Origin of the sequence: Saccharothrix espanaensis DSM 44229 (assembly GCF_000328705.1) — a bacterium.
Classification (GTDB): domain Bacteria; phylum Actinomycetota; class Actinomycetes; order Mycobacteriales; family Pseudonocardiaceae; genus Actinosynnema; species Actinosynnema espanaense.
Genome location: NC_019673.1, coordinates 1,616,453 through 1,638,682, shown reverse-complemented (window position 1 = coordinate 1,638,682; position 22,230 = coordinate 1,616,453). Strand labels below are relative to the sequence as shown.

At 73.0% G+C, this 22,230-nt stretch carries 16 protein-coding genes; 12 read left to right on the top strand and 4 right to left on the bottom strand.

Going from position 1 to position 22,230, the window contains the following annotated elements; translation table 11 throughout:
* Positions 1–90 precede the first annotated feature (90 nt).
* Both BN6_RS41670 and BN6_RS07760 read left to right on the top strand, forming a co-directional pair.
* Positions 91–2,127: a substrate-binding domain-containing protein gene (locus tag BN6_RS41670; protein ID WP_015099018.1), complete on the top strand. Its 2,037-nt coding sequence runs from the start codon at positions 91–93 to the stop codon at positions 2,125–2,127.
* Between the two features lie 94 nt (positions 2,128–2,221).
* Complete coding sequence (locus BN6_RS07760; protein WP_148302768.1) at positions 2,222–3,445, top strand: ABC transporter substrate-binding protein; 1,224 nt, start codon at positions 2,222–2,224, stop codon at positions 3,443–3,445.
* Positions 3,446–3,672: 227 nt separating this feature from the next.
* Here BN6_RS07760 and pnuC read toward each other — a convergent pair whose 3' ends face one another.
* Complete coding sequence (gene pnuC / locus BN6_RS07755) at positions 3,673–4,296, bottom strand: nicotinamide riboside transporter PnuC (RefSeq protein WP_015099016.1); 624 nt, start codon at positions 4,294–4,296, stop codon at positions 3,673–3,675.
* 598 nt (positions 4,297–4,894) lie between these two features.
* Here pnuC and BN6_RS07750 point away from each other — a divergent pair.
* Positions 4,895–6,067 carry a phytase gene (locus BN6_RS07750; RefSeq protein WP_148303256.1) on the top strand — a complete coding sequence of 391 codons (1,173 nt, stop codon included), beginning with the start codon at positions 4,895–4,897 and terminating at the stop codon, positions 6,065–6,067.
* A 137-nt stretch (positions 6,068–6,204) separates the two neighbouring features.
* Here BN6_RS07750 and BN6_RS07745 read toward each other — a convergent pair whose 3' ends face one another.
* A complete protein-coding gene (locus BN6_RS07745; protein WP_015099014.1) occupies positions 6,205–7,017 on the bottom strand; it encodes a mechanosensitive ion channel family protein in 813 nt (270 codons plus the stop codon).
* A gap of 476 nt (positions 7,018–7,493) precedes the next feature.
* On the bottom strand, positions 7,494–9,164 hold the full coding sequence (locus BN6_RS07740) for an alpha/beta fold hydrolase (protein WP_015099013.1): 1,671 nt from the start codon (positions 9,162–9,164) through the stop codon (positions 7,494–7,496).
* Positions 9,165–9,981: 817 nt separating this feature from the next.
* On the opposite strand from BN6_RS07740, the gene BN6_RS07735 reads away from it, so the two are divergent.
* The 5 genes from BN6_RS07735 (at position 9,982) to BN6_RS07715 (ending at position 14,785) form a co-directional block, all read left to right on the top strand.
* On the top strand, positions 9,982–11,169 hold the full coding sequence (locus BN6_RS07735) for a PucR family transcriptional regulator (protein WP_041316291.1): 1,188 nt from the start codon (positions 9,982–9,984) through the stop codon (positions 11,167–11,169).
* A 185-nt stretch (positions 11,170–11,354) separates the two neighbouring features.
* Entirely contained in the window at positions 11,355–12,275 is a 921-nt protein-coding gene (locus BN6_RS07730) for an ACP S-malonyltransferase (protein WP_041316289.1), read from the top strand.
* A complete protein-coding gene (locus BN6_RS07725; RefSeq protein ID WP_015099010.1) occupies positions 12,272–13,249 on the top strand; it encodes a beta-ketoacyl-ACP synthase III in 978 nt (325 codons plus the stop codon). The genes BN6_RS07730 and BN6_RS07725 overlap by 4 nt, the downstream gene beginning before the upstream one ends.
* A gap of 64 nt (positions 13,250–13,313) precedes the next feature.
* Positions 13,314–13,553, top strand: coding sequence for an acyl carrier protein (locus BN6_RS07720; protein ID WP_015099009.1), 240 nt, complete (start codon positions 13,314–13,316; stop codon positions 13,551–13,553).
* Entirely contained in the window at positions 13,550–14,785 is a 1,236-nt protein-coding gene (locus BN6_RS07715; RefSeq protein WP_015099008.1) for a beta-ketoacyl-[acyl-carrier-protein] synthase family protein, read from the top strand. Before BN6_RS07720 ends, BN6_RS07715 begins: the two co-directional genes overlap by 4 nt.
* 185 nt (positions 14,786–14,970) lie before the next feature.
* On the opposite strand, the gene BN6_RS07710 is transcribed toward BN6_RS07715, so the two are convergent.
* Positions 14,971–15,543, bottom strand: coding sequence for a hypothetical protein (locus BN6_RS07710; RefSeq protein ID WP_051075469.1), 573 nt, complete (start codon positions 15,541–15,543; stop codon positions 14,971–14,973).
* A 501-nt stretch (positions 15,544–16,044) separates the two neighbouring features.
* On the opposite strand from BN6_RS07710, the gene lanKC reads away from it, so the two are divergent.
* The 4 genes from lanKC to BN6_RS07695 all read left to right on the top strand — a co-directional run bounded on the left by lanKC (position 16,045) and on the right by BN6_RS07695 (position 22,230).
* The gene (lanKC, locus tag BN6_RS07705) at positions 16,045–18,576 is read left to right on the top strand and encodes a class III lanthionine synthetase LanKC (RefSeq protein WP_015099006.1); all 2,532 of its coding nucleotides are present in this window, start codon (positions 16,045–16,047) and stop codon (positions 18,574–18,576) included.
* Positions 18,577–18,621: 45 nt separating this feature from the next.
* Complete coding sequence (locus BN6_RS44805; protein WP_085983487.1) at positions 18,622–18,783, top strand: SapB/AmfS family lanthipeptide; 162 nt, start codon at positions 18,622–18,624, stop codon at positions 18,781–18,783.
* A 154-nt stretch (positions 18,784–18,937) separates the two neighbouring features.
* On the top strand, positions 18,938–20,530 hold the full coding sequence (locus BN6_RS07700; RefSeq protein ID WP_015099005.1) for an ABC transporter ATP-binding protein: 1,593 nt from the start codon (positions 18,938–18,940) through the stop codon (positions 20,528–20,530).
* The gene (locus BN6_RS07695; protein WP_015099004.1) at positions 20,530–22,230 is read left to right on the top strand and encodes an ABC transporter ATP-binding protein; all 1,701 of its coding nucleotides are present in this window, start codon (positions 20,530–20,532) and stop codon (positions 22,228–22,230) included. The genes BN6_RS07700 and BN6_RS07695 overlap by 1 nt, the downstream gene beginning before the upstream one ends.

Sequence of the window (22,230 nt, the reverse complement as noted above, 5' to 3'; positions counted from 1 at the left end):
GGTCGGGTGGCGACCGTTCGCGTCGTTCCACCCCGCGCGACTGTGATCCGGGTCATACAATCGGGTGGGAGAGTTCCGACGAGGGGGGCAATGGGGACGCCGCGGCCCGCGGTCCACCGGACGATGCTGGCGGTGGACGTCTCGGGGTTCGGCGCGCTCGGCCTCAGCCAGCAGCGGGCGGTCCGGCACGGGCTGTACGGGGCGCTGGAGGCCGCGTTCGCCGAGTGCGGCGTGCCGTGGGGCGACGACTGGGACGGCACCTACCACGAGGACCGCGGCGACGGGCTGTTCGTGCTGGTGCCCGCCGGGGTGCCGAACAGCCGGGTGGTCAGCGCGCTGCCGCACGCCCTGGTCGGCCAGTTGCGCCGGTACAACGCGATGTTCCGGCCGCAGACCGGCATCCGGCTGCGCGCCGCGATCACCGCGGGCGAGGTGCTCAACGACGGCAACGGCGTGATGGGCGCCGGGCTGGTGCTGGCGTTCCGGCTGCTGGACTGCGCCGCGCTGCGCGAGGAGCTCAAGCGCCGGCCGGGCGAGCTGGCGCTGATCGTGTCCGACCGGTTCTACCAGGACGTGATCCGGCAGGACGCGGGCTGCGACCCGGACTCGTACCGGCGGGTCACGGTGGACGTGAAAGAGGTCCACGGCACGGCGTGGATCGGCCGGCCCGACCACCCGCGCACGCCGCAGCGGGCCCGGACCCGCCCGGCGCTGCCGCGGATCCGGTGGGCGGTGCCGGCGCTGGCGGTGCTGCTGGTCGCCCCGCTGTCCTGCGACGCGCTGCTGGGCGCGCCCGCGCCGGAGCTGCCGTGCCCGGACCCGGTGCAGCTCAACGTTCTCACGTCGGAGGAGAAGGCGGACGTGGTGCGGACGCTGGTGGCCGAGTTCGAGGACCGGTCGCGGACGTTCGACGCGTCCGGGTGCAAGCAGGTGAACGCGCACGTCGCGGTGGGCGTGTCCGAGTGGAGCGTGGCGGCGCTGGGCCGGGGGTGGCCGGACGGCGACGTGGCCGCGCTGAGCCCCGAGCCGCACGTGTGGCTGCCGGACACCCGGTGGGAGGTGGACGAGGTGCGCGGCATCCTCGCGGGCAGCGGGCGCACGGACGTGGAACTGGCCGACCGCGGGCCGGTGGCGTACTCGCCCCTGGTCCTCGGCGTCGCCCCGGACCGGGCACGGGACCGCACGTTCGAGTGGCGCGAGCTGGCCGCGTTCCGGACCCTCGCGCCGGTCGACGCGGCCACGACGGGCGCGGGCCTGGCGGCGGCGGTCGCCCTGGCGCGGGCCGAACTGGGCGGCGAGGTGCTGGACGCGACGGTGCTGGCCGGCCCGGACGTGGCCCGCCGGCTGCGGGACGTGGTGCTGCGCACGGCGGCGGAGCCCGGCGACGCGTGCCCGGCCGCCGACCTGGCCGTGCTCGGCTCGGAGAAGGCGATCCGCGACCTGACCTGCCTCCAGCCGGTCTACCCGGCTGAGGGCACCGTGCACCTGAACCACCCGTTCGTGTCGATCGGCCGGCACGACCGGCCGCGCAACGTGCGGCGGGACGCGGTGGTCGAGCGGTTCCGGGACCACCTGCTGGACCCGCCCGCCCAGGAGGCGTTCCGGCACGCCGGCTTCCGCGACCGGGACTGGACGCCCGAGACGCACGACGGCATCCGGCCCGAGCGGCAGCCGGAACTGCCGGTGCGGGTGGACGCGGCGGCGGTGCGCGCGGCGTGGCAGGCCGCCGACCGGCCGACCCGGGTGGTGCTCGCGGTCGACGGGTCGGAGCGGGCGCGACGGCTGGCCGAGCGCCTCACCGAGCGGATCGGACCGCGCGGCGAGGTGCGGCTGCTGCCGTTCGGGCCCGGCGAGCTGGCGGGCGTCGTGGAGCGCGGCGTCGCCGAACACGGGGCGGACCAGCCGATCGTGATCCTCAGCGACACCACGACGGCCGCGACGGAACGCCCGGCGGTGCTGGCCTCACCGGTGACCGTGTACGGGGTCGGGTTCGCGGCCGGGGCGTGCTCGGCGGTCAGCCAACTGGGCGTCTTCCGGGCCGCGTACCGGGGCAACTGCTTCGCCGAACAGGACGTGGACCGGGCTCTGGACCTGGTGGCGGACGGATTGTGGGGCGCGCGTGGCTAGGTGGCGGTTCGGGGAGCGCGTGGCTTCGCGGAGGTTCGGGAAGCGTGCGGCTTGGCGGGGTCTTGGGAAGCGTGCGGGCGCGTGGTGGTGGGTGGTGGTGGTCGGGGTTGTGGTGGCGGCGTGTGCCGCGCCGGTGGTGGACCCGGTGCGCAACGGCCAAGGGCGGATCACGTTCGTGGACAGCCAGGACCTGTCGAACCGGCAGATCAAGCTGCGGGTGGACCAGTGGAACGCCCAGGCCGGCCGACACCAACAGGTGACCTACCTGCCGTTGCCGTCGCCCACGGACGCCTACCGGGCCCAGCTGATGGCCCGCGCGCAAGACCTCGTCGGCGCACGGGGTGACGTGCAGGCGCAGTGCTACGACGTGATGACGCTGGACGTGGTGTGGACGGCGGAGTTCGCCGAATCGGGTTACCTGGCCCCGCTGACGCCCGACGAGTTCGGGATGGACCGGTACCTGTCGGCGGCCGTGGCCTCGACGGTGGACGAGCGCGGTCGGCTGTGGGCGGTGCCGTGGCGGGCCGACGTCGGAGTGCTCTACTACCGGTCCGACGTGCTGTCCGGCAAGGGCCTCGGATGGCCGACGACGTGGCCGGAGCTGGAGCGGATGGCCGAGCGGTTGGGCCCGGAGCACGGGCTGGCCGGGTACGTCGGGCAGCTCGACCGGTACGAGGGGCTGACGGTGAACGCCCTGGAAGCGATATGGGCGCACGGGGGCGACGCCGACGTGCGCTGGGACTCGCCGGAGGTGCGGGCCGGGATCGGCACGCTGGTCCGGGGCGTCGAGGAGGGGTGGATCCCACCGGAGGCGCTGACCTACAAGGAGTCCGACAGCCTCAAGGAGTTCATGGAGGGCCGGGCGCTGTTCCTGCGCAACTGGCCGTACGCGCGGGTGCTGCTGGAGTCGTCGCCGCTCAAGGGCAGGTTCAAGATGGCGGCGCTGCCCGGACCGGGCGCGCTGGGCGGGTGGAACGTCGCGGTGTCGCGGTGCTCGAAGCACCAGGCCACGGCGCGGAAGTTCATCCGGTTCCTGACCGACGAGGACAGCCAGCGGGCACTGCTGGAGCAGGCCGGGTACCCGCCGACGTTGCGCGCGCTGTACCGGGAACCGGAGCTGAACGCGCGCCTGCCGCACCTGGGCGTGCTCCGCACAGCGGTCGAGAACGCCCGCAACCGGCCGCGGTCGGCGCACTACGACGAGGTGACGCGGGTGGTGCAGGGGGCGGTGCACGCCAGTCTGCGCAACCCGGGCTCGCTGGAGGCGGAGCTGAGACAGCTCGCGGCCGACGTCACCCGCGCGAAGAGCGGCCGCTGACCACGCTCGTCAGCGTGGCACCGGTTCGCGGGACACCGACGCTCGCGGCTTCCGGCAAGGTCAGGCGAACACGGGGGTCAGGCGAACGAGTCGGGCGAGCGCGGGCGGTGTCGGGCGAGCGCGGGCGGTGTCGGGCGAGCGCGGGCGGTGTCGGGCGAGCGCGGGCGGTGTCGGGCGAGCGCGGGCGGTGTCGGGCGAGCGCGAGGGCAGGCGGAGCGCGGGAGGGGTCAGCGGGTTGCGGCGAGGGCGGCTCGTTTGGCTTCGCGGTTCCAGTCGATCCAGCCGCGGACCACGAGGACGGCGAACACCGAGTAGACGGCGGCGCTGAAGTACAGGCCGGCGTCGAGTTGCAGCGGGACGCCGATCGCGTCCACCACGAGCCAGACCAGCCAGAACTCCACCAGGCCAAGACCCTGGAGGGCGAACGCCAGGACGGTGCCGACGAAGATCGCCGCGTCCGGCCACGGGGCGCGCGAGGCGTCCAGCGCCGTCAGCGCCAGCGCGAACCCCGTCGTGCCGACGACGAAGACCGCCACCACGGCCAGCCGCTCCCAGAGCGTGCCCTTGCGGACGACCACGCCGAACACCGGGTCGCGCCGCCGGGTCCACGCCCACCAGCCGTACACGGTGATCAGCGCGATCACGACCTGCCGCGCGGCGGTGCCGCCGAGGTGGGCGGACATGTAGACGACGAAGAGCAGCGTGACGGAGACGAGCTGCACGGGCCACGTCCAGAGCGTCCGGCGTTGCGCCAGGTACACCACGACCAGCGCGAACACCTGACCGATGAACTCGGCGTAAGACACGAACTGGCCGAACATGGTGAAGCCGTGGTCCATCAGGGCCCGCATCGCGCTCTCCCATCGTCTCTTCGCGGGGAACACCCGGCCCCGTCATCGGATTCCCGACGTAACGCTGACCACAGCCCTCGTGGACACCTTGACTTCAGCCGGAGTACATCACCGGGGCCTACCTTCCCACCGCATGAGAACCGTCGCTTTGGCTCTGGTTGCTCTCTTTGTCGCCGCCGTCCCCGTCCCGGCGTCCGGGGCGGGAGCCGGGCCCGGGTCCGGGGCTGGGTCCGGATCGGGGGCTGGGTCCGGATCGGGGGCTGGGTCCGGATCGGGGGCTGGGTCCGGATCGGGGGCTGGGTCCGGATCGGGGGCTGGGTCCGGATCGGGGGCTGGGTCCGGATCGGGGGCTGGGTCCGGATCGGGGGCTGGGTCCGGATCGGGGGCTGGGTCCGGATCGGGGGCTGGGTCCGGATCGGGGGCTGGGTCCGGATCGGGGGCTGGGTCCGGATCGGGGGCTGGGTCCGGATCGGGGGCTGGGTCCGGATCGGGGGCTGGGTCCGGATCGGGGGCTGGGTCCGGATCGGGGGCTGGGTCCGGATGGGGGGCTGGGTCCGGATCGGGGGCTGGGTCGGGGTCGGGGAATGTGGTTGTGCCGGTGGCGCAGACCCGTGCGTTCGTGGACGACGGAGCGGGCGTGCCCGCGAACGCGGACGCGGACGACCCGGCCATCTGGGTGCACCCGCGCGTCGCCGAGCGCAGCGTGGTGCTCGGGGCGTTGAAGGAGGGCGGGCTGGCCGCGTTCGACCTGAAGGGGCGCACGCTCGGCCTCTACCCGGCACCCGCCGCACCGACGCCGGACGCCAAGCCCGGCCGGTTCAACAACGTGGACGTGCTGAGCAAGGTCCTGGTCGGCGGACGGGCCCGTGACCTGGCGTTCGTCAGCGACCGGGGTCGGGACCGGATCCGGGTGTACGAAGTGGACGGTCGCGGGTCGGCGGCCGGTGCCTCCGTGGTGCGGGACGTGACGGACCCGGCGGCGCGCCCGGTGTTCTCCGCGTCCGAGGCGGAGGTGGACGAGCAGCACACGGCGTACGGGCTGGCGTCCGGGTTCGTCGGGCGCACGCCGGTCGTGGTGACGAACCGGCGCAGCGAGACCCGGGTCGCGCTGCTGCACGTTGTCCCGGCGGCGGGCGGGTCGGTCGGCACGCGCGTCGTGTCCACTGTGGACCTGCCCCGGCAGTTTACGCTGCCGGACGGGACGACGTGGACGCCGTGCGGCGAGCCGGGCGAGGGACCACAGCCGGAGGGCATGGTCGTGGACTCCGCGCACGGCGTGCTGTACGCGGCGCAGGAGGACGTCGGCATCTGGCGGATCCCGTTGCAGGCCGACGGTTTCGGGCCACCGGTGCTGATCGACCGGGTGCGGTCCTACGGCGTGCCGCAGACGTACGACCCGGAAACCGAGGAGTGCTCGGTGTCCGGGATCGACCCTGGGTACGGCGGACGACACCTGACCGCCGACGCCGAGGGGCTGACCGTGGGCGACGGGTACCTGCTGGCGTCCAGCCAAGGTGACTCGCGGTTCGTGGCCTACGAGCGGACCGGGCGCAACCGGTACGCGGGGACGTTCACGGTGGGCGCCGGGCGGGGCAACGACTCCGTGGAGCACTCGGACGGGGCGCAGGTCGTGACGGCCGACCTGGGCGGCGAGTTCCGGCGCGGACTGCTGGTCGTGCACGACGGCGAACGACGACCGGCGTCCGGGGACCTGCCCACCACCGGGTTCTCCTACGTGAGCTGGGGTGACGTGCTGAAGACCGTGGACTGATCCGTCGATCGGACATCCGCCGGTCGCGAAGAGCGAGAGCGGGGAGTTCGGGGTCGGCCAGTCGTTGAACAAGGAGCCCCGCCCGGGATGGGCGGGGCTCCTTGTTCAACTGTTCGTGTACTTCGCGGACGGGCGGATCAGCGGTCCGTCTGCGGCATCTGGATGCCGGCGGGCGGGGTCGGCGGGTCGACCGGGCCCTGGCGGGAGGTCGGCCGGGCCGTCGCGGAGGCCGTCGGACGGGGCGGTGCCACCGGGTCCTGCGACTGGCGCGGCGCGGGGGCGTGGCCGGCCGTCTCCTGCTGCATCCGCTGGAGCCAGCCCTCCCACCGCTGCTGCATCGGCCGCACCAGGCCGCCGCCGACACCGATCACGATGACGCCGGCCACCGTGGCCAGCACGGTGATCAGCACCGGCATGGTGACCGAGACGGCGATGCCGAGCTGGTTCAGCGCGGCGATCACGCCGAGCGCGACGATGAAGCCGTAGGTGATGCCGCCGAGCGCCTTGGTGTACGGCCGGTTGCCGAGCGCGCCGGTGACCAGGCCGCGCAGCGCCTTGCCGATCGCCGCGGCGACCAGCACGAGCACCATCGCCACGACGATCCGCGGCAGGTACGCGATCACGTCGTTGAGCAGGGCGCTCACCGCGTTGCCGGTGCCGAACACGCCGAACGCGAGCTGCAGCGCGATCAGCAGCACGAAGTAGTAGACGATCTTGACGATCAGGCCGGACGCGTCGATCGGCGACTGGGCCATGGCGCCGCCCAGGCCCGACTTCTCCACCAGGCGGTCGAAGCCCACCCGCTTCAACAGGAACCCGACTCCCTTGGCGAGCGCCTTCGCGATGAGCCAGCCCACGAACAGCACCAGCAGGAAGCCGAGGAGCTTCGGTACGAACGTGGCGATCATCGCCCACGCCTGCCCGAGCCCATCGGTGATCTGGGAGCCCACGACGCCCCTCCTCAAAGTCGTTCGATGTTGCTTGACGAGATCGTTTCCCAGGCGGCATCACCCGGCAACCTGAAGCAGTGGCACGAAAGAGTGACTGACGTGGCGCGAATCGCCGGGACAGTCCAGAGTGGAATCACCGGTGGGGACCGGGGAGAGGGAAACGCCCGATGCGCTTCTAGCGCGTCGGGCGTTTCCGGTTTCGGGGCACGAGCGGCGGCGGCCCGATCCGCCACGGCGCCGCAGGGGTCGCCGGGCTTCGCGCGGCGGCTCGCTGGGCCGGCCGGAGCCCCGATCGCTTGCCTGGCGGGCGAGCCGGTGCCTTGTCTGGTGGGCGGAGCCGCTGCGTTTCCTGGCGGGCGAGGCCCGGTGCTGTGTTTGGCGGGCGGGGCCGGGTCCGATGCCTGGCGGGCGAAGCCCTGGAGGGCGAAGCCCGGTCGCCGGGATGCGGCGACCGGGCGGGCGCGCCGGGACGACGGTCAGGGGCGGGGGCGCGGCGGGCGGGGCGCGCCTGGTTTGGTCCACGCGAGCAGGCCGCGTTCGTCCAGAAAGGACTGGACGGTGGCGACCCCGGACGTGCCGGGCTTGGTTTCGTCGGGACGGGGCGAGCCGGGGCACTCGGAACTGCTGCCCGGGAGGATGCCGTCCACCAGGTAGCGGTTCACGGCGGTGTTGACGCACTTGTTGCTGCTGCCGTAGACGCCGTGCTTGCCCTCGTCCTTGACGGTGATCAGGCTGTGGCCCAGCCGGGACGCCATCGCCGGACCGCTCTCGTACTGGGTCTGCGTGTCACCCTCCGCCTGCACCACCACCCCGATCGGGTACCCGTCGCGGTGGAGCCGGACGGGCGGCTCGGGCGGGGTGAAGGAACGGTACGTGCACGTCGTGGGTGCCGCGCGGACCACCCCGTACCCGTACGGGTAACGGTCGCGGAAGATCCGCATGTCCTCGTAGTAGGTGTCGATCTCGGTCGGCCAGTCGACCTCGCAGACGACGGTGTTGAACACGCCGGAGACCAGTTCGTCCTGTGCGGCACGCGCCATCAGGGAGAGGGGCGAGGTGCCGGCGGGGGAAAGCGCGCCGTCGGTGGGCGGGGCGGGGTCCTTGAGGTCGTTGACGGCGTCGGCGAGCTCGGCCCACAGCGGGCGGTAGCGCGTGCCGACGCCGATCGCGGCGTCGAAGGTGGTGCGGGTGTCGCTGGGGGTCGGGTTGGCGGCCAGCCGGGCGGCGATCCGTTCGACGGTGGCCATCACGTCGGAGCCGGACTTGCCCAGGGAGTACCGGCGGTCGCGGGCGGCGACCCACTCGGCCCACTGGTCGACGTTGCGGCGCATGGCGATCGCCTGGGCGCGGAACTGGCCGCGCCACACCCAGTCGGGGTGGACGGCGGAGTCCAGGACGCTGCGGTCCAGCCGGCTCGGGAACAGGCTGCCGTAGACCGCGCCGAGGTAGGTGCCGTACGAGTAGCCCAGGTAGCTGAGCTTCTCCTCCCCCAGGACCGCGCGGATGACGTCCAGGTCGCGCGCGGTGTTGGCGGTGTTGATGTGCGGCCGGATCGCGCCGCCCGACCGTTGGCACGAGTCCTCCGCGGCCCGCGCCTCGGCGGCCCACTTCGGGAAGTCGGCGTCGGAAGGCCGGGTGTCGGGCGTCGCGAACTCCGGTGACGTGCGGCAGTTGAGAGCGGTCGACGCACCGACACCGCGCGGGTCGAACCCGATCAGGTCGTAGACGGCGGCGGGTGCGGACTGGGCCAGGAACGACGGCATCGTGAGCCCGGAACCACCCGGACCACCGGGGTTGAGCACGAGGATGCCGCGCCGGGCGGCCCGGTCGGTGGCCTGCCGGCGGCTGATGCGCACGGTGATGCGGTCGGTGGCGGGGTTCTTGTAGTCGAGCGGGAGGACCACGTCGGCGCATTGGAGGACGGTCTCGCAGGGGGTCCAGGTCAGTTGCTGGGTGGTGAACGGTGTCAGGTCGGGCGCGTCGGCGGTGGTGGTAGCGGCGGTGTCGGCGGTGGTGGTAGCGGCGGTGTTGGCGGCGGTGTTGGCGGCGGTGTTGGCGGCGGTGTTGGCGGCGGTGTTGGCGGATGCGGGGAGTTGGACGGACAGTGCGGTGATTAGGACCAAGCCGGCTGACACGTGCCTGCGCACGGCGAACCTCCCGGGTGATGGCGGATGGCCACCCGAAGGTAGGACGGTTGAGGGTGGGGAGTCAGGGTGTGTCACTCGTTGGAGTGGGCAGCTTGGCGACTACCGACTCGGTGCCCAGTCACACCCATGATCACCGTGCACGGTGGCGTCGCCGTCGCGGTTTGCCGTTGCGTTTCGTATTCGCCGTTCACGGTCACGGGTCGCAGGTGCGACATGTCGTCACGGACGCAGTTCGCCCGTTTCGGATGCAGTTCGCCGTTTACGGGGCTGGAGCACGGGCGTGGGGCGAAGCGCGGCGGAACGCGGCGAAGCTGGCTGAAGCGCGGGGCCGGGTGGGAGCGGGCGGGAGCGCGGGGGCGGAGAGCGGGCCAGGCGGGGACGGAGGCGGGGGCGGGGAGAGGAGAGGGTGAGTGTCGGGGTGTTGTGGGATAATGGTGTTGGGGGCCAGAGGCCGGGGTTTGGTTTTTGAAAGCGAAAAGCGACGCTCGCCGCTGGGCAGGCCGCCGGGGGAGGAAAAGCGTCGTGTTCTCCCCGTATGGCCTGGTCGGGAGACAACCACCCTTGAGCAGGTAGTGCAAGCGAAAAGCGTGCTTGCACTACCTGCTCAAGCGCGGTTCGCTGCGCGCAGGCCATACGGGGAGAACACGACGCGCTGGTGGGATTTGCGTGGTGTGGGCTTGCCTTGGGGGTGTAGGGGTTTGTGCTCGCCTGGGGTGCGGGGGTTTGTGTCGCCTGGGGTGTGGGGGTTTGTGCTCGTCGGGGGGTGTTGTAGGTGGTGGCGGGAGGGGGTGGGGTGGCTCGTGCGATCGTGGTGGGCATGAGCGGGTCTGACGGGGTGGTGCCGGAGTTGTCCCGGGGGACGTTGCGGACTTTGCAGCGGGCTTCCGGGGATCTGGCGGCGGCCAGTGTTGCCGAGATGGAGGAGCGGCTGCCCTGGTTCCGGCGGATGCCCGCCGATCAGCGGGCCGGGGTTTTGTTGCTCATCCAGAGTGGGGTGGCCGGGTTCGTTTCCTGGTTGCACGATCCCCAGCAGGCCATTCGGCTGACCGCCGAGGCGTTCCGGTCCGCGCCCAAGGATCTTTCCCGGTGGGTGAGTCTGCGGCAGACCGTCGAGTTGGTCCGGATCGCCCTGGAGTTGTTCGAGCAGTTGTTGCCGAAATTGGCCGACGGGGATGCCGAGCGGGCTTTGTTGACCGAGGGTGTGCTGCGCTACGGGCGGGAGATCGCTTTTTCCGCGGCTACGTCCTATGCGGCGGCGGCGGAGGCCCGGGGGGCTTGGGATGCCCGGCTCGAAGCCCTGGTGGTCGACGGGATCGTGCGTGGGGACGCCGAGGAGTCGTTGTTGTCCCGCGCCACGGCGTTGGGGTGGGACCCGGCCGCGGAGGCGACCGTCCTGGTCGGCAATCCGCCGTCCGACGACCCGCCGGCGGTCATCTTCGAGGTTCGCAGCCGGGCCGCCCGGATCTCCCGACCGGTGCTGTTGAGCGTGCAGGGCTCCCGGCTCGTGGTGGTGCTCGGCGGGGAGACCGAGTCCGGTGACGCGCTGGTGCGCCTGGCCGACGCGTTCGGGGCCGGGGCGGTGGTCGCCGGGCCGTCGGTGTCGAGTCTCGCGGACGCCCACCGCAGCGCCAGTGACGCGCTGTCCGGGCTGCGTGCCGTCGTCGGGTGGCCCGCCGCCCCCCGACCGGTCCGGTCCTTGGACCTGCTGCCGGAACGGGCGTTGGCGGGCGACCCGGAGGCGGAGTGGCAGCTGGTCGACCGGATCGCCCGCCCCCTGGAGGAGTCGGGCGGGGCGCTGCTGGAGACCGTGGACGCCTTCCTGGAGGTGGGGGGTGTGCTGGAGGCCTGCGCGCGGCGCCTGTTCGTGCACCCGAACACGGTTCGTTACCGGCTTCGCCGGGTGACCGAGCTCACCGGGAGGAACGCCAACGACCCCCGTGACGCTCTGGTGCTCCGCGTGGCCCTGTCCGTGGGACGCCTGGCGCGGGCTCGCGGGTTGTGGTGACCCTCGATCAGGTGTGATGGACGACGCACGTCCCATTTGGCCCCGGATGGGCCGTGCCCCACAACACGCGACGTCGTTCGACGTTCATCTTTGAGTCACGTTTGTAGAGACCCTACAAACGTTGCCCGCTCGTTTCGTCAGTGGCGGCATCCCGTGAGACCGCCGAAAACGTGTTCAGTGAGCGGGTGATCGCGCTCCTCGCCCCCGGACAGGGGTCCCAGACGCCCGGCATGTTCACCCCCTGGCTCGACGTCGAGGGGGCCGCCGAGCGTGTCGCGGCCTGGTCCGAGGCGACCGGACTGGACCTGCTGCGGCTGGGCACCACCGCGGAGGCCGACGAGATCAAGGACACCGCCGTCACCCAGCCGCTGGTCGTGGCGCTGGCACTGCTCGCGTTCGAGGAGCTGCGCCGCCGGGTTCCGCTTCCCGTCGACACGGTGGTGGGCGGGCACTCCGTCGGCGAGCTCGCGGCCGCGGCCATCGCCGGCGTGCTGAGCACCGACGACGCCGTGGCGCTGGCCGCCGTGCGGGGGGCCGAGATGGCCGCCGCCTGCGCGCTCGCGCCGACCGGCATGGCCGCCGTGCTCGGCGGCGAGCAGGACGTGGTGCTGGCCCGGCTCGACGAGCTGGGCCTGGTCGGCGCGAACCGCAACGGCGCGGGGCAGATCGTGGCCGCCGGGTCGCTGGACGCGCTGGACAAGCTGGTCGAGAACCCCCCGGAGCGGGCGAAGATCCGCAAGCTCCAGGTCGCGGGTGCGTTCCACACCGAGTACATGGCACCCGCCGAGGAGGCGCTGCGCGCCCGTGCCGCCACGATCGCGGTGGCCGACCCGGCGCTGCCGCTGCTCTCCAACGCCGACGGCGCCGTGGTGACCTCCGGCCCCGACGTGCTGAACCGACTCATCTCCCAGGTGACCCGCCCCGTGCGGTGGGACTCCTGCCAGGCGACGCTGGGCGCGCGCGCCGTGACCGCGGTGGCCGAACTGCCGCCCGCGGGCACGTTGACCGGCCTGGCGAAGCGCGAACTGAAGGGCACCCCCACGTTGGCAGTGAAGACCCCGGACCAGCTCGACGCGCTCGTGGAGCTGCTGGAGGCGTCCGCATGACCTCCCTCACCGCCCGCACCGGGCCCGCCGGCACCCGCATCCTGGGGCTGGGCAGCTACCAGCCCGAGACCATCGTCAGCAACGACGACCTCGCGCAGACCATGGACACCTCCGACGAGTGGATCCGGGACCGCGTCGGGATCGCCAACCGGCGGTTCGCCAAGCCCGACGAGCTCCTGGTCGACATGACGGTCGCGGCCGGGGCGAAGGCCATCGCGGACGCGGGCCTCGAACCCGCCGACATCGAGGCGGTGCTGGTCGCGACCTGCACCATGCCGTCGATGATCCCGAACGCGGCGGCGCAGGTCGCCTACCGGCTCGGCGTGCCGGCCGGTGCCGCGTTCGACCTCAACGCCGCGTGCGCGGGCTTCTGCTACGGCCTGGCCACGGCCTCCGACCTGGTCCGCGCCGGCACCGCGAAGCACGTGCTGGTGATCGGCGCGGAGAAGCTCACCGACTGGGTGAACCCGGTCGACCGGTCCACCGCGATCATCTTCGGCGACGGGGCGGGCGCGGCGGTCGTCGGGCCGTCCGACGAACCCGGCATCGGGCCGGTCGCGTGGGGCAGCGCCGGTGAGCACTCGGAGATGATCCAGGTGCCCGACCGGCACTCGTTCATCTTCCAGGAGGGCCAGTCGGTCTTCCGCTGGGCCACCACGCAGATCGCGCCGATCGCCCTGCGGGCCGTGGAGCTGGCCGGCATCGAGGTGTCCGAAGTGGACGTCTTCGTGCCGCACCAGGCGAACCTGCGGATCATCGAGGCCATCGCGAAGCGGTTGCGCGCCAAGGGTGCGCGTGAAGACCTCGTGGTCGCACGTGACATCGTGGACTCCGGCAACACCTCCTCCGCCTCCATCCCGCTCGCGCTGGACCACATGCGCGCGGCGGGCGAGGTGCGCAGCGGGGACGTCGCCCTGCTCGTCGGCTTCGGAGCCGGCCTGTCCTACGCGGGACAGGTCGTCCGACTGCCGTGACCCGACACCAGACTCCGGTGGGACAGCCCGGCCGGCGGAAGCAAGAAGAAGGAAGGGATTTTCAGTGAGCAACGAGGACATCCAGAAGGGGCTCGCCGACATCGTCGAGGAGGTCGCCGGTGTCGAGGCGGCCGACGTGACGGTGGACAAGTCCTTTGTGGACGACCTGGACATCGACTCGCTGTCCATGGTGGAGATCGCCGTGCAGGCCGAGGACAAGTTCGGCGTGAAGATCCCGGACGACGAGCTGGCCAACCTCAAGACCGTGGGCGATGCGGTGAACTACATCGCCAGCAACGCATGACCACTGTCAACGACGTCGTCGTCACCGGGCTGGGTGCCACCACCCCGCTCGGTGGCGACGTCGCCTCCACCTGGGATGCTCTGCTCGCCGGCCGCAGTGGCGTGAAGCCGCTGGTGACGGACTGGGTGGAGCGGTTCGAGCTGCCCGTGCGGATCGCCGCGCGGCTGGCGGTCGAACCGACCGAGATCCTGCCGCGCGTCGAGGCGCGCCGACTGGACCGCTGCGAGCAGGTCGCGGTGGTCGCCGCCCGCCAGGCGTGGGCGGACTCCGGGCTCGGTGACGACGGGGTCGAGCCCGAGCGGCTCGGCGTGGTCGTCGGCACCGGCATCGGCGGCGCGATGACGCTGCTGGACCAGGACGACCTGATCGAGGCCTCGGGGCTGCGCAAGGTGTCCCCGCTGACCGTGCCCATGCTCATGCCCAACGGCCCGGCCGCGCACGTCGGCCTGGACCTGAAGGCGCGGGCCGGGGTGCACGCCCCGGTCTCGGCGTGCGCGTCCGGCGCCGAGGCCCTGGCCTGGGCGTGGCGGATGCTGCGCGCCGGCGAGGCCGACGTGGTCGTGGCGGGCGGCGCGGAGGCGTGCATCACCACGATCACCATGGCGGGCTTCATCCAGGCCCGGACCATGAGCACCCGCAACGACGAGCCCGAGCGGGCCTCCCGCCCGTTCGACGTCAACCGGGACGGCTTCGTGCTCGGCGAGGGCGCCGGGATCCTGGTGCTGGAGCGCGGCGACTTCGCCCGCGCCCGCGGTGCCCGGGTCTACGGCACGCTCGCGGGCATCGGCACCAGCTCCGACGGCCACCACATCACGGCGGCCGACCCGGAGGGCCTGGGCCAGTCGCGGGCGATCGCGACGGCGCTGCGCAACGCGGGTGTCGACGCGTCCGACGTGGGCCACGTCAACTGCCACGCCACGTCCACCCAGGTGGGCGACGTGATCGAGCCGCTGGCCGTGCGCCGGGCGATCGGCGACCACCCGGTGCTGACCGCGCCGAAGGGCAACCACGGTCACCTGCTCGGCGCGTCCGGCGCGGTGGAGGCGATCACCACGCTGCTCTCGGTGCGCGACGGCGTCGTGCCGCCGACGCTGAACCTGGAGAACCAGGACCCGAAGGTGCAGTTGGAGGTGGTCACCGGCGAACCGCGCAAGATCGACCTGGTCGCGGCGGTGAACAACTCGTTCGGGTTCGGCGGGCACAACGTGTCCCTGGTCTTCACCAACGGCTGATCTGTCCCTGTCCACCAGCGCCCGAGCGACCTGAGGGTCGGTCGGGCGTACGGCTTTGCGGAGTTGCCGGATGGACCGGACGGGCCTGATGGGCCTGATGGTGTCGGCGATGATCCGGTCGTCTGGGAAGGTGCCGCAGGTCTGGGTGGTGGGCGTCGGGCGGGATGTCGGCTGGGTTCTTGGGGTCAGCAGGCGGTGAACTGGGAGCTGGAGCCCTCGGTGCCGAAGTCGACGCGCAGGTTGCCTGCTTCCTCTTGGACGGGGTAGACGACCCGCCAGCGGATGCAGTCGGCTTGCAGGTCGGCGGGGGCCTTGGCCAGGGCCTGGGTGCTGACGAACGTCATCAGCACGCGCACCCGGGTCGGTGACACGGTTTCCACGCGGTGCACCAGGATGGTGCCGTTGCGGGTGGTCTCGTAGTCGGACTCCCAGCGGGCGCGCGGGGTGCGGGCGACCCGTTCGGTGGTGACGGTGGTGGCCCACTGGTCGTAGTCGCGGGCGTTGATGGCGTCGAAGTAGCGCTGGAGCAGGGCTCGGACGCGTTCGCCGTCCGGGTGCAGGGCGGCGTCCGGGCTGCGCTGCACGGTGGGGCTGCCGGGCTGGTCGGCGCGCGGCACGGGGGACGAGTCGGACGGCAGGGCGATGCGGTCGCCGACCGCCTGCGCGGGGCGTTGGTAGACCTCGCGGGCCAGTGCGCCGGTGGCCGCGGTCAGCGCGGCGACCACCAGCACCGCGGGCAGCAGCAGCCGGGACGACACACCTATCAGCGTGCCATATGCGGCCGAACGCATGATTGACCACCCGATCAGCCCAGGGCGAAACCCGATCCGTGCGGTCGGGATGGGGCGCGAGTTTGGTGAACAATGGGTTAAACCCGAATTTCGGCCCCTGATCCACACCCCATCGGACGCCGACCACACCTGATAGCCGAGTAACCCCCTGATAGGCCTAGACCACCACGGCGGGTGACCGGAACCGCAAAACAGCGGAAGTTCAGCCGATTCCGCAGGCCGGCCGCACGGGGAAAGCAGAACGATTCCGTGCCGTTTAGCGGCGCTCCCCCAAGGACTCCGAATAGCCCAGCGGCAAACCTGGCAAACGGGTGGTTCGGCTGCATCCGACACAACGCAAAGTACCTGTTCGGGCCGTCTCGGGCAGCACGGACGGCCTAGTCGGCTCCCCGATCTGGCGGATTGGCCTCCAGTGCACTCACATGCGGGAATATGCCGGTCCCACAAATTACAGGGAGGCGAATTCCGGTGGATCTCCGCTATGAGGCTTACTGCTTCGCGGACCGTCTCTTCTACGACGTGCAAAGCTCCACGGAAATCGCTGCCGATGATTTTTCGCAGGTGCTCCCGGAGCTTCCGGCGGACTGGGCGCGGGCCGATCTCACGATCTGGCGCTACCTCCAGCCGGCCGGCGCGGTGCTGCCCCGCCAGGGCTGGAAGATCCACGTCTCGGCCACCGTCGGCAACGCCGGCGAGGTGCTCCTGGCCTGCTACGAGCACCTGGTCGCGCGGCGCATCCCGTTCAAGTACCTGCGCACCCGGTCGATCGTGCTGGCCCGCAACTCGAAATACGCCCCGCGCGAGGCGAGCGGCAAGCTGATCACCATCTACCCGGCCGACGAGGCGCAGTTGGAAAAGACCCTGCGCGAGCTCGACGAACTGCTCGCGGGTCAGCCCGGCGCGTACATCCTGAGCGATCTCCGGTACGCCGCGGGACCGTTGTTCGTGCGTTACGGCGGCTTTGTCGAGCAGTGGCTGGAAGTCGACGGCAGACGCGTCCTGGCGATCGAGGGCGCGACCGGCGAACTGGTTCCCGACCAGCGCAAACCGACCTTCTGGGTGCCCGACTGGATCACCCTGCCGAAGTGCCTGGAAGAACACCTCGCGGCCCGCAAGGGCGGTGACGCCGACTCGTTCCCCTACCGGGTGACGCAGTCGCTGCACTTCTCCAACGGCGGCGGCGTGTACCGGGCGACCCGCAAGTCCGACGGCGCGGACGTGGTGCTGAAGGAGGCCCGACCGCACGCCGGGCTGGACCGGGACAACGTCGACGCGGTGGCCCGGCTGCGCCGCGAGCACGACATCCTCACCCTGCTGTCCGGCGTGCCCGGGGTGCCCGCGGCCCACGAGCTGTTCAGCGCGTGGGAGCACGAGTTCTTCGCGATGCAACCGGTGCCGGGCCGGCCGATCGGCCAGTGGCTGGGCCAGCACTACCCGTTGACCCACTACGACGTCGGCGACCTGTCCGAGTACACCGCGCGGGCGCTGGCGATCGTGGCCGACGTCGAGCGGATCGTGGCCGACGTGCACGCGCGCGGCGTGGTGTTCAGCGACCTGCACCCGTTGAACGTGCTCGTGGACGACGACGACGCGGTGTCGCTGATCGACTTCGAGCTCGCGTTCCGGGTCGAGGAGGACCGCAGGCCAACGCTGGGCTCCCCCGGTTTCCAGGCCCCGCCGGACCGCTCCGGGTTCGAGATCGACGACTACGCGCTGGCCGCGCTGCGGCTGTACGTGTTCCTGCCGCTCAACGCGGTGATCGAGCTGTCCCCCGCGAAGCTGCGCCACCACGTGGAGTTCATCCGCCGGCGGTTCGGCCTGCCGGACGACTACTGCGACCGGATCGTGGAGGTGCTCACGCCGCGCGTCGACCCGCCGGTGCGGGTGTCGACGGCGCTGGACGAGCCGACGCCGGACTGGGCGGTCGTGCGCAAGTCGATCGCCGCGGCGATCCTGGCCAGCGCCACGCCGCAGCGCCACGACCGGCTGTTCCCCGGTGACGTGGAGCAGTTCGAGGTGGGCGGCGCGTGCTTCGCCTACGGGGCGGCCGGTGTGCTGCACGCGCTCGACGTCGCCGGCGAGGGCCGGTTCCCCGAGCACGAGCGGTGGCTGCTGGACTCGCTGCGCCGCGACCCGCCGAAGGAGCCCGGTTTCTACACCGGCGCGCACGGGATCGCCCACGTGCTGGAGAACTTCGGCTACCACGACGAGGCCGACGAGCTGGTCCGCGAGTACGCCGAGCTGCTGCCCGACACCAAGGACCACGGCCTCAACGCGGGCCTGTCCGGGGTCGCGCTGAACCTGCTGCACTTCGCGGTGCGCCGGGACGACGAGTCGTTCGCCGACCGGGCGCTGGACCTGGGCGACCGGCTGGTCGGGATGCTCGCCGACGCGCCGCCGCCCGGCGACAAGGCCCGCGCGGGCCTGCTGCACGGCTGGTCCGGCCCGGCGCTGCTGTTCACCCGGCTGCACGAGCTGACCGGCGAACGGCGGTGGCTCGACCACGCCGAGCGCGCGCTGGAACGCGACCTCGCCGAGTGCATGACCGCGCTGGACGGCTCGACCCAGGTCCGCGACGGCACCCTGCGCACCCTGCCCTACGTGGGCATCGGCAGCGCCGGGATCGCGCTGGCGCTCGACGAGTTCGCCCGGGTCGCGCCGGACGCCGCGTGCTCGGCCCGGCTGCCCGAACTGGTCTCCGGGCTGACCTGCGAGTTCGTCATCCAGCCCGCGTTCATGGTGGGCCGGGCGGGCCTGCTGGCCACGCTCGCCCAGGCGGGCGGGACCCGCGAGGCGGTCGACCGGCACCTGTCGGCGCTGGCCTGGCACGCCGTGCCCTACCAGGAAGGGCTGGCGTTCCCGGGCGTCCAGCTGCGCCGGCTGTCGATGGACCTCAACACCGGCGGGGCGGGCGTGCTGCTCGCGCTCGCGTCCGCCGTGGACGGCGTGCCCGCACTGCCGTTCCTCACAGCCCCGGCCCTCGCGGGCCGGTTGCAGTAACCCGTTTCCCCCACAGTTCCCCCCGACGAGCACCAAGGAGTCGACATGGAGTTCATCCTCGACCTTCAGGACATGGACACCCCCGAGGTCCAGTCCAACGCGATGGCCAGCGGCGGCAGCAGCGGCGGTGGCGGCAGCACGACCGCGTCCAGCGTCTCCCTGCTGCTCCCGTGCAGCCACTCCTCCGCGAGCCTGCTGCTCTGCTGATCTCGCCCGCGGACGAGAACGAGGTGAGCGGCGCAGGCGAAGTGCGCCGCTCACCCGGTCCCACGAGGGTCCGGCGACGGCCTCCCGGCTCACACCCGGGGTGGCCGGCGTCGGGCCCTCGCCCATGATGCGCCCCGCCCGCCTGGAGCACCGAATGCTGCTGAGAACGGTCGTCCTGCGCGATCCGCGCTGGCTGCTGCTGGCCGGCAACGCCCTGCTGGCCACCACCGCCGGGCTGCTGCTGCCGACCGCGCTCGCGGGCGCGGTGGACATGGCGCTGGGCGGGCGGCTCGACCCCGGGACCGTGCTGTGGCTGGCCGGCCTGGTGGGCGTGGAGGTGGTGGGCGACGCGATCGGCGTGGTGCTGGCGGCGGCGATCGCCGCGCGCGGCACCGCGTTCCTGCGCCGCAAGGTGATCGGCAAGCTGGTCGGGCTCGGGCACCCGGGCCGGTTCGAGGCCGGTGACGCGGTGAGCCGGCTGACCGGGGACAGCGCGATCGCCGGGAACTTCGCGGTGCTGCTGGTCAACCTGGGGATCACCGTGATGACCGCGGGCGGCGCGGTGGTGGCGTTGACGCTGCTGGACTGGCGGCTGGCGGCGGTGTTCCTGCTGAGCGTGCCGCTGGCGCTGCTGCTGGTGCGCTCGCACCTGCGGCTGACCGCCGACGACGTGGCCACCTACCAGGAGGTGTCCGGCGAGCTGTCGGCGCGGCTGCTGGACGCCGTGGGCGGGCTGCGCACGATCGCCGCGTCCGGTCGGGCCGACCAGGAGGCGGACCGCGTGCTGCGGCCGCTGCCCCGGCTCGCCGCGGCCGGGGTCGGGATGTGGCGCACCCAGGCGAAGATGATCTGGCGGGCCGGTCTGCTGCTGCCCGCCGTGGAGCTCGCGGTGCTGACCGCGGCCGGGTTCGGCGTGGTGGCCGGGCGGTTGAGCATCGGTGACGTGCTGGCCGCCATGGCCTACGCGGCCCTGGGCATGACGGTGGTCGGCCAGGCGGCCGTGCTGACCGCCGTGCAGCGGGCGCGCGCGTCGGCCGGGCGGATCGACGAGGTGCTGGCGCAGGAGCCGGTCGCGGCGGGCGCCCCCGGGTACGCGCCGCCCGGCGCGGTGGAGCTGCGCGGGGTGTGCGTGCCGGACGCCCTGCACGACGTGGACCTGCTGGTGCCCTCCGGGATGTTCCTGGCGGTGGTCGGGCGCTCCGGCTCGGGCAAGTCGGCGCTGGCGGCGGTGATCGGCGGGCTGACCGCGCCCTCGGCCGGGCGGGTCGCGCGCGGCGGGTCGGTCGGCTACGCGTTCGAACGGCCGGCGCTGCTCGGCGCGACCGTCGCGGACACCGTGGCCTACGGGACCTCGCTGGGCCGGCCGGAGGTCGAGGAGGCGTGCCGGGCGGTGCGGGTGCACGACGTGGTGGTGCGACTGCCCGACGGCTACGACACGCCGATGGCCGACACGCCGCTGTCCGGCGGTGAGGCGCAACGGCTCGGGCTGGCGCGGGCGGTGGTCCGCGACCCGCAGGTGCTGGTGCTCGACGACGCGACGGCCAGCCTGGACACGGTCACCGAGTCCGCTGTCGAGCGAGCGATCGCCTCGGCGCTGCCGGGCCGGACCCGGGTGGTTGTGACGCACCGGGCCGCGACCGCGCGCCGGGCGGACGCCGTGGTGTGGCTGGAAGACGGCCGGGTGCGCGCGATGGCCTCGCACCTGTCGCTGTGGGAGAACGCGGAGTACCGGGCGGTGTTCGGCTGATGGGTCCTTACCTGCGGGCGTTGGCCGGGCGGCGGCGCGCGGTGCTGGCGCTGCTGGGCTGGTCGGTGCTGGAGGGCGTGCCGGCGCTGCTGGGCGGCCGGCTGGTCGGGCTGGCCGTGGACCGCGGGTTCGCGGTCGGCGACGTGCGGACCGGCGTGGCGTGGCTGGTGGCGTTCGCGGTGCTGGCGGTGCTCGGCGGGTTCGGGCTGCGGCAGGTGTTCACCCGGCTCGGCGACGTGGTGGAACCGTTGCGGGACGGGCTGGTCACCGCGATCGTGCGGGGCGTCCTGCGCGACGGCCGGTCGCACCGCCGGCAGCCGGACGCGAGCGCGGTCGCCCGGATCACCCGGCACGTCGAGGTGGTGCGCGACGCGACCGCCGGACTGCTCATCCAGGCCCGCGCGCTGCTCGTGACGACCACCGCCGCGCTGGTCGGCCTGGCCACCGCGGTGTCCCCGCTGGCGTGGCTGGTGGTGCTGCCCGTGGTGGCGGCGCTGGTGCTGTTCGGCCTGCTGCTGCCGTCGCTGGCACGCGGGCAGCGGGCGCTGGTGATGGCCGACGAGGACGCGGCCGAGGCGGCCGGCACGGTGCTGCTCGGGATGCGGGACGTCGTCGCGTGCGGCGGGCGGTCCCGGGCCGCCGAGGACGTCGGGCGGCAGGTCGACCGGCAGGCGCGGGCCACCGTGCGGATGGCGTGGTCGACGGCGCTGCGCGGCATCGTGATCGCGGTCGGCGGGTTCCTGCCGCTGGTGCTGCTGCTGGTGCTCACGCCCGGCATGGTCGCCGCCGGCACGCTCACCGCCGGCGAGGTGCTGGCCGCCGTCGTCTACCTGAGCACCAGCGTGCAGCCCGCGCTGCGGCGGCTCGCGGACACCACGAGCACGGTGGTGCTGCGGCTGGCGGTGGCGCTGCGGCGGCTCGCCGAGGCCGCGCCCGAGGTGCCCGAGGAGGCCGGCGACCTGGTGCCGGGCGAGGGCGGGGTGGTGCTGCGCGGCGTCACGTTCGGGTGGGGCGAGCACGCCGAGCCCGTGGTGCGCGACCTCGACCTGGACCTGGCCCGCGGCGCGCACCTGGCCGTGGTGGGGCCCAGCGGGATCGGCAAGTCGACGCTGGCCGGGCTGGTCACCGGGCTGGTCGCCCCGCAGGCCGGGACGGTGCTGCTCGGCGGGGCCCCGGTGCGCGAGGTGCGGCCGGACGTGCGGCACGCGCGGATCGCGCTGGTGCCGCAGGAGACCTACCTGTTCACCGGGACCGTGCGGGAGAACCTGGCGCTGTTCGCGCCGACGGCCGGCGACGACGACCTGCTGGCCGCGGTGACGGCGGTGGGCGCGGCGGACGTGGTGGCGCGGTTGGGCGGGCTCGACGGGTCGGTGGGCCACGCGGGCGGCAGCCTGTCCGCGGGCGAGGCCCAGTTGCTGGCGGTGGCGCGGGTCTACGCGTGCCCGGCGGACGTGGTGGTCCTGGACGAGGCGACGTCCAACCTGGACCCGGCGGCGGAGGCCGTCGTGGAGCGGGCGTTCGCGGCGCGGGACGGCATCCTGGTGGTGATCGCGCACCGGCTGTCGTCGGCGCTGCGGGCCGGGCAGGTGCTGGTGATGGACGGCGGGCCGCCGCTGCTCGGGACGCACGAGCGGCTGATGGCGGAGTCCCCGACCTACGCGGACCTGATGGCGGCCTGGCAGCCGGCCACCGCCGCGTGA

Bases quoted from the DNA above. Each gene is read 5' to 3' on its own strand.
- BN6_RS41670 (WP_015099018.1), top strand. From the start codon at position 91: ATGGGGACGCCGCGGCCCGCGGTCCACCGGACGATGCTGGCGGTGGAC.
- pnuC (WP_015099016.1), bottom strand. From the start codon at position 4,296: ATGCGGGCCCTGATGGACCACGGCTTCACCATGTTCGGCCAGTTCGTG.
- BN6_RS07735 (WP_041316291.1), top strand. From the start codon at position 9,982: ATGAGCGGGTCTGACGGGGTGGTGCCGGAGTTGTCCCGGGGGACGTTG.
- BN6_RS07725 (WP_015099010.1), top strand. From the start codon at position 12,272: ATGACCTCCCTCACCGCCCGCACCGGGCCCGCCGGCACCCGCATCCTG.
- BN6_RS07715 (WP_015099008.1), top strand. From the start codon at position 13,550: ATGACCACTGTCAACGACGTCGTCGTCACCGGGCTGGGTGCCACCACC.
- BN6_RS44805 (WP_085983487.1), top strand. From the start codon at position 18,622: ATGGAGTTCATCCTCGACCTTCAGGACATGGACACCCCCGAGGTCCAG.
- BN6_RS07700 (WP_015099005.1), top strand. From the start codon at position 18,938: ATGCTGCTGAGAACGGTCGTCCTGCGCGATCCGCGCTGGCTGCTGCTG.
- BN6_RS07695 (WP_015099004.1), top strand. From the start codon at position 20,530: ATGGGTCCTTACCTGCGGGCGTTGGCCGGGCGGCGGCGCGCGGTGCTG.